The organism is Methylobacterium sp. J-118 (assembly GCF_057836565.1).
The window spans coordinates 1,217,537-1,229,287 of record NZ_JBYQFA010000001.1 but is presented as its reverse complement, the minus strand read 5'-3'; the positions used below and the strand labels follow the sequence as shown (position 1 = coordinate 1,229,287).

7 protein-coding genes are annotated in these 11,751 nt (G+C 69.1%); 2 read left to right on the top strand and 5 right to left on the bottom strand.

The genetic code is table 11. The annotated features are described in order from the left end of the window. The first annotated feature begins 46 nt into the window (after window positions 1-46). Together purH and AC3IF3_RS05960 are read left to right on the top strand one after the other, a co-directional pair. Window positions 47-1,645 (top strand): bifunctional phosphoribosylaminoimidazolecarboxamide formyltransferase/IMP cyclohydrolase, encoded by a 1,599-nt coding sequence (purH, locus tag AC3IF3_RS05965; protein WP_489220108.1) that lies wholly within the window; start codon window positions 47-49, stop codon window positions 1,643-1,645. Window positions 1,646-2,022: 377 nt separating this feature from the next. Further along, window positions 2,023-2,301 (top strand): hypothetical protein, encoded by a 279-nt coding sequence (locus AC3IF3_RS05960; RefSeq protein ID WP_243971398.1) that lies wholly within the window; start codon window positions 2,023-2,025, stop codon window positions 2,299-2,301. A 596-nt stretch (window positions 2,302-2,897) separates the two neighbouring features. On the opposite strand, the gene AC3IF3_RS05955 is transcribed toward AC3IF3_RS05960, so the two are convergent. The 5 genes from AC3IF3_RS05955 to AC3IF3_RS05935 all read right to left on the bottom strand — a co-directional run bounded on the left by AC3IF3_RS05955 (window position 2,898) and on the right by AC3IF3_RS05935 (window position 11,665). Beyond that, a complete protein-coding gene (locus AC3IF3_RS05955; protein ID WP_409564860.1) occupies window positions 2,898-4,580 on the bottom strand; it encodes an MFS transporter in 1,683 nt (560 codons plus the stop codon). Window positions 4,581-4,853: 273 nt separating this feature from the next. Next, window positions 4,854-6,536, bottom strand: coding sequence for a cation acetate symporter (locus AC3IF3_RS05950; RefSeq protein WP_489227807.1), 1,683 nt, complete (start codon window positions 6,534-6,536; stop codon window positions 4,854-4,856). Further along, window positions 6,533-6,907, bottom strand: coding sequence for a DUF485 domain-containing protein (locus AC3IF3_RS05945; RefSeq protein WP_243971402.1), 375 nt, complete (start codon window positions 6,905-6,907; stop codon window positions 6,533-6,535). The genes AC3IF3_RS05950 and AC3IF3_RS05945 overlap by 4 nt, the downstream gene beginning before the upstream one ends. 124 nt (window positions 6,908-7,031) lie before the next feature. Continuing rightward, a complete protein-coding gene (acs, locus tag AC3IF3_RS05940; protein ID WP_489227806.1) occupies window positions 7,032-8,978 on the bottom strand; it encodes an acetate--CoA ligase in 1,947 nt (648 codons plus the stop codon). A gap of 263 nt (window positions 8,979-9,241) precedes the next feature. Next, on the bottom strand, window positions 9,242-11,665 hold the full coding sequence (locus tag AC3IF3_RS05935; protein ID WP_489227805.1) for a sensor histidine kinase: 2,424 nt from the start codon (window positions 11,663-11,665) through the stop codon (window positions 9,242-9,244). Window positions 11,666-11,751: the final 86 nt, after the last annotated feature.

The window sequence follows — 11,751 nt, the reverse complement described above, 5'->3', positions numbered from 1 at the left end:
TTCCATGCTACCGCGCTCAAAAATCTCGAACATCCGGCACGAAACCATGGCGCACGATCAGGTGCGGGTCTCCCGCGCGCTCCTCTCGGTCTCCGACAAGGCCGGCCTCGTCGACTTCGCCCGCGCGCTGCATGCCCGCGGCATCGCGCTGGTCTCGACGGGGGGCACCCATCGGGCGCTGCGGGAGGCCGGCCTGCCGGTGACGGAAGTCGCCGACCTGACCGGCTTTCCCGAGATGATGGACGGCCGGGTCAAGACCCTGCACCCGGCGGTGCATGGCGGCCTGCTGGCGATCCGCGACAACCCGGAGCACCAAGCCGCCCTCGCGGCCCACGGGATCGGGGCGATCGATCTCCTGGTGGTCAATCTCTATCCGTTCGAGGCGACGATCGCGGCCGACAGGCCCGATGCCGACTGCATCGAGAACATCGATGTCGGCGGGCCGGCGATGATCCGCGCGGCGGCCAAGAACCACGCGGACGTGGCCGTCGTCACGGATGTCTCGGACTATGCCGGCGTGCTCGCCGCCCTGGAGACGAACGACGGCGCGATCGGGGCCGACCTCCGGCGCCGCCTCGCCCAGAAGGCCTTCGCGCGCACGGCGGCCTACGACGCCGCCATCGCCAACTGGATGGCCGGCCGCTTCGGCGCGGACGAGCCGGCGCCGTTCCGCGCCTTCGGGGGCGCCCTGGCGCAGGGTCTGCGCTACGGCGAGAATCCGCACCAGGCGGCGGCCTTCTACCGGGCCCCGGGCAAGCCCCGCGCCGGCGTGGCGACCGCCCGCCAGCTCCAGGGCAAGGACCTGTCCTACAACAACTTCAACGACACGGACGCCGCCTACGAATGCGTCGCCGAGTTCGAATCCGCGCGCGCGGCCGCGGTGGCGATCATCAAGCACGCCAACCCATGCGGCGTCGCCGAGGGCGCGAGCCTGCTCGAAGCCTACGAGCGGGCGCTCGCCTGCGACCCGACCTCCGCCTTCGGCGGCATCGTGGCGCTGAACCGGACCCTGGACGCGGCGGCGGCGGAGAGGATCGTCGAGATCTTCACCGAGGTGATCATCGCGCCGGACGCCACCCCGGAGGCCGCGGCGATCGTCGCGGGCAAGAAGAACCTGCGCCTGCTCCTGGCCGGCGGCCTGCCCGATCCGCGGGCGCCGGGCGAGACGGTCCGGACCCTATCCGGCGGATTGCTGGTCCAGGGCCGGGACGCGGCCGTGGTCGACGACATGCCGCTTCAGGTCGTCTCCCGGCGGGCGCCCAGCGCGGCGGAACTCGCCGATCTCCGGTTCGCCTACCGGGTCGCCAAGCACGTGAAGTCCAACGCCATCGTGTACGCGAAGGGCGGCGCCACGGTCGGGATCGGCGCCGGCCAGATGTCGCGGGTCGATTCCTCGCGCATCGCCGCCTGGAAGGCCGCCGAGGGTGCCAAGCGCCTGGGACGGTCCGAGAGCCTCGCGGTCGGGTCCGTGGTCGCGTCCGACGCGTTCTTCCCCTTCGCCGACGGTCTGATGGCGGCGGCCGAGGCGGGGGCGACGGCGGTGATCCAGCCCGGCGGCTCGATGCGCGATGCGGACGTGATCGCGGCGGCCGATGAGGCCGGCCTGGCGATGGTCTTCACGGGCCACCGCCACTTCCGGCACTGACGCGGCACCACCTCCGTCGACCCTTCACGGCATCGGACGCGTTCGACGGCGCGCGGTATTCCCGGCCGTCGGACCCGTCGGACGTGATCGCGGCGGGGCCCGATGGCGACCGCGGCGTGGTGGCGGAGCCGTTAAGGATCCCCCGAGATCGGTGGAGCAGCGCCGCTAACGGATGCAGGACCGCGGGCGATCGAGAGATCGTCTGTAATGTTTATGGTGTAAGCAAGAGTATTATGGTCTAAATTTTTGGTTCATGAACATTGTCGATTGCAATCTTCTAGGATCAAAGATCAGATTTGCCCGAGACGTCTTTCCACGTTGCGGCCGGGCTTGATATCAGGCCGTCGCCACGTCATCATTCCTGAGATTTTTGCAGGATGATCGCGCAATGCATCTCCTCGAACGGTTCTTGCCTGGGTGATGAGATGCTGGTCGCGGCAATGTTGTTCTTGGTAGGATGGCTCATCGGCCGGTCCTACACGGTCGTCGTCTTGGCCATGACGTCGTCCGTCATCATGTTCACAGCTTTGACGATCTTCGTCACCCGGTATGAGATCGATCTGCTCCACGTGCTGATCACCGTGGGCTATCTCGCCGCGCATCAGTCGGGATACCTGCTCGGCGCCTACATGAGCGGCTATCAGCAGAATCACTGACGCAACGCTTCGCGCTTACCACCACCAGACCGGCCGTGCCGCGAGGATGTCGATTGCTACCCATAAGACGACCGTCGCCGCCGACCAAGAGCATACAAGGATAAGTGGCGGCCTCGTGCCAGGCTTGCGGCGCAGTTGTGCAAAGGCGTTGTTCACGTCTGGAGTCCTGGGCTTCGGTTGGTGAAGAATGCCATATACGGCCGGAAACCGTTTATGGTTCCGCAAATTCGATGATGGCCATGCCTTAGAATAGTCAAGCGCGACATCTTGCCTGCCTCTCGCGCTGTCTGTGATCAGGCCAATCCAGGGTAAGCCAAAACCGGAAATCGGACTTTCAAGACTTTTATATTTTGCAAGATTTATTTACAAAAAGTCTTTATTAGAGATTTGTCGCGGCCGATTGTGATACGAAACGCATATTGGGCAGGGGGTCAGCGGCGCTTTCGGGAGCGGGCGCACGCAACGCGATGCCGTATCGCGATTCCCCCTGTCGGCCTTCGGCGCGCTGCCGAGGCCCCGAGGGCGAACGCCCGGGCCGCGCCTACGGCCCGGGCGTACAGGATCGGACGACGTCGGCGTCCCCGGGGCCGAGGGTGTCAGGCATCCGTGAAGATGTCGCGATCCCTGGTCTCCGGCACGAACAGCACGCCGATGATCACCGTCGCGACCGCGATGACGACCGGGTACCAGAGGCCGAAATAGATGTCGCCGGTCTGAGCCACCATGGCGAAGGCGGTGGCCGGGAGCAGTCCGCCGAACCAGCCGTTGCCGATGTGATAGGGCAGCGACATCGCGGTGTAGCGGATCCGGGTCGGGAACAGCTCCACCAGCATGGCGGCGATCGGGCCGTAGACCATCGTCACGAACAGCACGAGGAGGAACAGCAGGCCGATCACCCGGGCGACCTGCGACCGGAACACATCGAACGGGTTCGCCATCTTGACGATCCCGGGATCGCCCGCCTCCGGGTAGCCCGCCGCCTGGAGCGCTGCCGTGGTAGCCCTGTTGGCCTCGGCCGCGCCGCCCGGGGGGTAGGGGATCTCGGTGCCGTTGACCCGAACCGTGGCGGACTGGCCGGCCGCGCCCGCCACGGTGGCGTAGCGCACAGACGACTTCGACAGGAAATCGCGGGCGCTGTCGCAGGGCGCTGTGAACACCCGGGTCCCGACCGGATTGAACAGGGTCCCGCAGGCGGCCGGATCGGCCGTGACCGTGACCGTCACGGTCTCGATCGCCGCCGCGAGCTTCGGGTTGGCCGCGGCGGTGATGCCCTTGAAGATCGGGAAGAAGGTGGCGGCCGCCACCGCGCAGCCCGTCAGGATGATGACCTTGCGGCCGATCCTGTCGGAGAGCCAGCCGAACACCACGAAGAAGCCGGTGCCGAGCAGCAGCGACCACGCGATCAGGAGATTGGCCGTATAGCCGTCGACCTTGAGGATCGATTGCAGGAAGAACAGCGCGTAGAACTGGCCCGTGTACCAGACGACGCCCTGGCCGGCGACGAGGCCGAACAGGGCGATCACCGCGACCTTGGCGTTCGTCCACCGCCCGAAGGCCTCGGTGAGCGGCGCCTTCGAGGTCTTGCCCTCGTCCTTCATCTTCTGGAAGGCCGGCGATTCCGAGAGCTGGAGGCGGATCCAGACCGAGACGCCGAGCAGCAGGACCGAGACCAGGAACGGGATGCGCCAGCCCCATTCGGCGAAGGCCGCCTCGCCCGCGAACGTCCGGGTCGCCAGGATGACCAGCAGCGACAGGAACAGGCCCAGCGTCGCGGTGGTCTGGATCCAGCTCGTGTAGAAGCCGCGCCGGCCGTTGGGCGCGTGCTCGGCCACGTAGGTCGCCGCGCCGCCATACTCGCCGCCCAGCGCCAGCCCCTGGGCCAGCCGCAGGACGATCAGGATGACCGGCGCTGCGATCCCGATCGTGGCGGCGTTGGGCAGCACGCCGACGAGGAAGGTCGACAGGCCCATGATCAGGATCGTGACCAGGAACGTGAATTTGCGCCCGACGCGATCACCGATCCGGCCGAACACCAGGGCGCCGAAGGGGCGGACGATGAACCCGGACGCGAAGGTCAGCAGCGCGAAGATATCCCGCGTCGCCGGCGGATAGGCCGAGAAGAACTGTGCCCCGATGATCGCCGCCAGCGAGCCGTAGAGGTAGAAATCGTACCACTCGAACACGGTGCCGAGCGAAGACGCGAAGATCACGCGCTTCTCGGCGGAACGCATCGGCCGCGCGGCCCCGTCCGCCCGTGCAACGACACTCGCCCCCGCCATGACCCGTTTCTCCCCGGACGAACCCTGTGCGCGACGCAGATGAGCGATGCGTGATCGCTGGGACAGGCACGGTCAACCGGTCGACCGATCGTGAATTTTCTGATCGACACCGATGAGTGGGTTGCGTGGCGGCGTCGCCGCAGCAACCGCGTGGGCGCCTCCGGACGCCGCGCGCCGGCAATGTCCGGCGCGCACGAGAACCACTTGGGGCGCCTGAAACGAAGAAGGGCGCGGCCCGTGCCGCGCCCTTCGTTTTCACCGCGTCTTGGTCGGTCAGTGCGCGTGTGCGCCGGACGCCCCGATGCCGGTTTCGGAGCGCACGAACTGCGCCTCGAAGGCCGCGCGTTCGCGCTGGCCCCGGCGGGACCGGTCCATCAGGGACACCACCCAGATCGTCGCGAAGGCCAGCGGCATCGAGAACAGGGCCGGGTTGTCGTAGGGGAAGATCGGTGCGGCATTGCCGAACGTCGCCACCCAGACCGCCTTCGACAGCACCACCATGGCCACTGCCGAGATCAGCCCGACGAGGCCGCCCGCGAGCGCCCCCCAGGTGGTGGTGCCGCGCCACAGGATCGACATGGCCAGTACGGGGAAGTTGCAGCTCGCCGCCACCGCGAAGGCCAGCCCGACCATGAAGGCGACGTTCTGATTCTCGAACACGTAGCCGAGATAGATCGCCACCAGGCCGATCACCACCGCCGAGAGCTTCGACAGATTGACCTCGTGCTTCTCGGTGGTGCGCCCGCGGGCGATCACCTGGGCGTAGAGGTCGTGGCTGATCGCCGAGGCGCCGGCCAGCGTCAGGCCCGCCACCACGGCCAGGATGGTCGCGAACGCCACCGCCGAGATGAAGCCCAGGAAGTACGGGCCGCCGACCGCGTTGGCGAGGTTGACGGCGACCATGTTGGTGCCGCCGATCATGTCCTTGAGCTTGTCGAAGGTGCCGGCCGCGCCGAGCTTGAAGTAGCTCGGATCGGACATCAGCAGGGCGATGCCGCCGAAGCCGATGATGAACGTCAGGATGTAGAAGTAGCCGATCAGGCCGGTGGCGTAGAACACCGACTTGCGCGCGGCCTGCGCGTCCGAGACCGTGAAGAACCGCATCAGGATGTGCGGCAGGCCGGCGGTGCCGAACATCAGGCCGACGCCGAGGGAGATCGCCTCGACCGGATTCGACACGAGGCCGCCGGGCGCCATGATGGCGTCGCCCTTCGGGTGGACCTGCACGGAGGCGGCGAACAGCGTTTCCGGGTTGAAGCCGTACTTGAACAGCACCGCCCCGGCCATGAAGGTCGCGCCGCCGAGCAACAGGCAGGCCTTGATCACCTGCACCCAGGTGGTCGCCTTCATGCCGCCGAAGGCGACGTAGACGATCATCAGGATGCCGACGATGATCACCGCGTAGAGATAGGGCAGGCCGAACAGGAGCTGGATCAGCTTGCCGGCGCCGACCATCTGGGCGATCAGGTAGAAGGCCACCACCACCAGGGTGCCCACCGCCGAGATGATGCGGATCGAGGTCTGGTCGAGGCGGAAGCTCGCCACGTCGGCGAAGGTGAACTTGCCGAGGTTGCGCAGGCGCTCGGCGATCAGGAACAGCACGATCGGCCAGCCGACCAGGAAGCCGGTGGAATAGATCAGCCCGTCGAAGCCCGAGGTGTAGACGAGGCCGGAGATGCCGAGGAACGAGGCCGCCGACATGTAGTCGCCGGCGATTGCCAGGGCGTTGGTCCCGGCCGAGATGCCGCCGCCCGCGGCGTAGAAGTCGGCGGCCGACTTGGTGCCCTTGGCGGCCTTGTAGGTGATGCCGAGGGTCAGCAGCACGAAGAACAGGAACATGCCGATGGCCGGCCAGTTCATGGCCGATTGCGTGACCGCGCCGAGATCGGGGCCGGCCGCGTAGGCGCCGCTCGCCACGATCGCGGCGAGCGTCAGGCCGAGGAGGAGGCGGTTCATCGGCCCACGCTCCGCTTGAGGGCGGCGCTCAGCGTGTCGAAGCGCGTGTTGGCCCGCGCCACGTAGATGCCGGTCAGCGCGAAGGCGAACAGGATCACGAACACGCCCATGAACAGCCCGAGCGACGCGGTGCCGCCGCCGACCTTCACAGCCAGGAGCGACTTGTCGAAGGCGATCAGGCCGATGAAGCCGAAATAGACCACCAGCATCAGGATCGTCAGGATCAAGCCGAACCGGGTGCGCTCGGCGACGAGCTGCTGGAATTCCGGGGTCCGGACGATCCGGTCGATCTGCGGATCGACCGCCGCGGCGGCGTTGCGGGATGGGGGGGGCGCCGTGCCCCCGCGAAGGCCGAGTGTCGAGCCGCTCATGGCGTGTTCCTCCCGCAAAGGCGCTCCGGCCTTCCGGTTTTCTTGAGACCTGAGTTTCGTGGTTCTTGTTGGGGGCGGGCGCCGGACCGGCACCCGCCTCGTCATGTCCTGGTGGGCGGACCGATCAGGGCCGGTTCTGCCGGTTCTCGATCAGGTCTTCCACCACCGCCGGCTCGGCGAGCGTCGAGGTGTCGCCGAGCGAACCGAAATCGTCCTCCGCGATCTTGCGCAGGATCCGGCGCATGATCTTGCCGGACCGGGTCTTGGGCAGGCCGGGGGCGAACTGGATCAGGTCCGGCGAGGCGATCGGCCCGATATCCTTGCGGACCCAGGTCACGAGTTCCTTGCGCAGGGCGTCGTCGCCCTCCTCGCCGTCGTTGAGGGTGACGTAGGCGTAGATGCCCTGGCCCTTGACCGTGTGCGGGTAGCCGACCACCGCCGCCTCGGCGACCTTCGGGTGGGCGACGAGGGAGGATTCGACCTCCGCGGTGCCCATCCGGTGGCCCGAGACGTTGATCACGTCGTCGACCCGGCCGGTGATCCAGTAATAGCCGTCCGCGTCCCGGCGGGCGCCGTCACCGGTGAAGTACTTGCCCGGATAGGTCGAGAAGTAGGTCTGCTCGAAGCGCTCGTGGTCGCCGTAGACCGTGCGCATCTGGCCCGGCCAGGAATCGGCGATGCAGAGGTTGCCCTCGCAGGGACCCTCCAGGACCTTGCCCTCGGCGTCGACCATCTCGGGTCTGACGCCGAAGAACGGCCGGGTCGCGGAGCCCGGCTTCAGGGCGGTGGCGCCCGGGAGCGGGGTGATCAGGATGCCGCCGGTCTCGGTCTGCCACCACGTGTCGACGATCGGGCAGCGCCGGTCTCCGACCACGTTGTAGTACCAGTCCCAGGCTTCCGGGTTGATCGGCTCGCCGACCGAGCCGAGCACCCGCAGGCTCTGCCGGGAGGTCTTCTTCACCGGCCCCTCGCCGCCGCCCATCAGCGAGCGGATCGCGGTCGGCGCCGTGTAGAAGATGTTGACCTTGTGCTTGTCGATCACTTCCCAGAACCGGGAGCTCGACGGGTAGGTCGGGATGCCCTCGAACATCAGCGTCGTCGCGCCGTTGGCGAGGGGGCCGTAGACGATGTAGCTGTGGCCCGTGACCCAGCCGACATCGGCCGTGCACCAGTACACGTCGCCCTCGCGGTAATCGAAGACGTATGCGTGGGTCATCGACGCGTAGACCAGATAGCCGCCCGTGGTGTGGACGACCCCCTTCGGCTGGCCGGTCGAACCCGAGGTGTAGAGGATGAACAGCGGGTGCTCGGCCTCCACGGGCTCGGCGGGGCAATAATCGGTCACCTGCTCGGCAGCCTCGTCGTAATAGACGTCCCGGCCCGCCTCCATGGCGACGGTGCCGCCGGTGCGGCGCACCACGATGACGTGGTCCACGAAGTCGGCGCCGATCCGCTTGATCGCCTCGTCAACATTGGCCTTCAGCGGCACCTTGCGGCCGCCGCGCAGGCCCTCGTCGGCGGTGATCACCACTTTGGAGCCGCAGCCCTGGATGCGCGAGGCGAGGGAATCCGGCGAGAAGCCGCCGAACACGATGGCGTGGATCGCCCCGAGCCGCGCGCAGGCGAGCATCGCGTAGGCGGCTTCGGGGATCATCGGCAGGTAGAGCGTGACCCGGTCACCCTTGCCGACGCCGCGGTTGCGCAGGACGTTGGCCATCCGGCATACCTGCGCGTGCAGCTCCCGGTAAGTGATGTGCCTGGACTCGTCCGGATTGTCGCCCTCCCAGATGATCGCGGTCTGGTCGCCGCGGCTCTCCAGGTGCCGGTCGATGCAATTGTAGGCGACGTTGGTCGTGCCGTCCTCGAACCACTTGATCGAGACCTTGCCCGGCTCGAAGCTGGTGTTCTTGACCTTGGAGAACGGCGTCATCCAGTCGATGCGCTTGCCGTGCTCGCCCCAGAAGGCGTCCGGATCCGAGACCGACGCCGCATACATGTCCCGGTACGTGGCATCGTCGACGTGAGCACCCTCACGCCACGCTGCCTGCACGTCGATGATCTTGCCGTCCATGGCGTTCCATCCCTGCTTGGCGTCCGATCGTATCGCGGCCTCAACCGCGCAGCCAGGACTTCCAAAGTAACGTAGCCTACACTTTACGGTGGCGATATCATCGCCTTTTCGCTCGTGCACGCTGCGGAATCGGTAGATAAATTGGGCACAATGTAAGGCGGTGAGTGGAGCTTCGGCCCTGCGCTGTCAAGCCGAGCTTGCCGAGACGGCACGCCGAGCCCGAATACTTGTCGGGTCCGCCTCCGGCCCGGGACCCGCGGGCCTCAACCGTTGGCCGCCCGCCGCGTGGGCATGATGATCTCCACCAGCGTGCCGTCCTCGGTCGGCGTCGACAGCTGGAGGCGGCCGCCATTGGCCTCCACCAGGGCCCGGGGCAGGGCCAGACCCTCCTCGACATCCCCCGCGGGACCGGCGGCCCGCGTCGCGGCGCCGGTGTCACGCACCCGCAGCGCGACGGCCGTCCGCTCGGCCGCGCCCGTCGATACGATGATCTGGCCCCCGGCCGTCGAGCGCCGGATCGCGTTCTCGATGATCAGGGCGGCGGCGCGGGTCACGGACCGCTCGTCGGCCTCCAGCTCGCCGAGATCCGTGGAGAAGCTCGTCCGCACGACGATGCGGCCGCGGGCCGCCGCCGCCTGGAACTGCGCCACGCAGCCGGCCGCGAGGTCGTTGAGATCGAGGGCGCGCGGTTCGAGGTGCAGGGTTCCGGCCTCCACCGCGGCGAGGTCGAGGAGCATGCCCACCCGTTCGAGCATCGCGTCGCCGGAGGCCTTGATCTCGGTGAGGCAGGCCCGGTAGCGCGCGTCGCCGAGCGTGCCGAAGGGCTCCTTCAGCATCGCGTCGGCGAGGTCGATCATCCCGGCCAGGGGTCCGCGGAAGGCGCGGTCCAGGCGCACCAGGGCGGTGCCGGCGCCGTTCGACGGTGCCCGGCCCCCCGCGAGGTCCGTGGCGGCCGCCGGAGGGCGGTTCGTCCGCTCGATCACGGCCACCCGGCGGCCGTCGCCCTCGACCGCTCTCACGTCGAGGGTCACGGGCTCGCCGGCGAGCAGGACGATGCGCCGGCCCCGGGCCACGCCGCGCAGCAGGTCGGCGACGGCCAGCACGCTGTCCCGGTCGACCTGGGCGACGAAGCTGGCGCCGACGATTTCCCGGGGCTCGCAGCCGAGCAGCACGGCGGCGGCGCGGTTCACCGCGAGGATGCGCCCGGCCTGATCGAGGGTGACGGTTCCGGTCTCCAGCGCGTCGAGGGTGGCCTCGGCGCTAGCCGCCCGCTCCGATTGCGCGGTGCGGGCGAGGCGCTCGGCGGCGAGGGCGGCGGCTGCATCGGTTTCGTCGACCGGGCGGAGGACCAGGCACAGGGCGGCCTCGCCCGCCCAGGTGCAGGGCCCGCTCAGGGCCTCGACCGGTCGGGCGCGCCCATCGGCGGCCGCGACGGCGGTCAGGCGCGCGGCCGGATCCGTTTCTGCGTCCTGCGGGGCGCCCGGGAAAAGCCCGCCGAGACCGCTCACGGACAGGGCCGCCACGTCGGCGTGACCGGTCAGGCTCAGGAGACGGCCGTTCGCCGCCAGGATCGTGCCGCCGCGATGCACGAGGGCCGGAAGCGGCAGCCCGGCCAGGATGTCTGCGAAGGCCCCCGCGGCGGCGCGATCATCGCGCGGCTCCGCGGGACCGGACTGGGGTCCGGGGAAAACCATGACCGCGCCGCCTTCGGCCTTCGGACGCCGCCCCTCGGGCGCCGCCTCGTCGCCGGCGTAGCGCGCGCCGAGGGCCCGGGCGATCTCCCGGAACGCGGCGTGCTCGTCCGTCGACAAGGGGGCCGTGGCGGGTTCCCGCGCGGAGGCCGCCTCCCGGGCGGGACCGGGTTCGGGCGACGCCTCGGGCGCGGGCAGTGCTGTCGGCGCCACCGCGTCCGCGGGGGCCTCCGATCGTGCCGACGGCAGGCCCCGGATCAGGCCGAACCCGGCAAAGCCCGCGAAGGCTGCCGCGTCCCGTCCCAGGGGGGCGCCGGACAGCTCGACCCGGAACGGCCCGGTTCCGGCATCCAGTGACGCCGGCTCGCCGCGGAAGGTGCGACGGTCCCGCAGCGCCGCCAGCATCCCCTCGGCCCCGGCCACGTGGCCGGACGCGGCGAGGTCCTGCCAGCGCTGACCGACGAGGCCCGCCAGGACCTCCGAGCCGGTGAGCGAGACCAGCGTTCCCGCCGCATCGATGCGCCACAGGAAGCGGTCGTCCCGCTTGGGCGCCGGAGCGGGTGCCGCCGGCTCCGGCAGCATCGTCCCGGCGGGTTCCGGCGGGCGCGCCTTCGCCCGGGGTGGCGTCACCGGAGCGGTCGGCATCACCAGGATCACGGGCTTTCCCCCCTCCTGGGTGCTCCGGGCCAGCCAGCAGAGCACCGGGGGCGCGATCCTGCGGGGGTCGAAGCGCAGCCGTGCGAGCCGGGGCGACGCACCCCCCGGGGCCGCAGCGGCGATCTGCCGGGACAGATCCGCGGCGGCGCAGACGTCGGCCAGTGGACGCGCGGTCGGCGAGGCATGCAGGACCTGCCCGGTCCCGGGATCGACGACCAGGTGAACCGAATCCGGCGCGGTCAACGCAGCCGACAGGCTCGGCAGCCGCGCCCAGGCCGCGAAGGCGGCGGCGAGCCCTGGTCGATCGGCTTCGTCGGTGGATGTCAGTGTCGTCTCCACAACCCGCGACCTCGAACCCACACGCGGTCCCCCGTTCCCCGGACCCATCTGCCCGAGAAACGCGCACGACCGTAGCCCTATTGTAA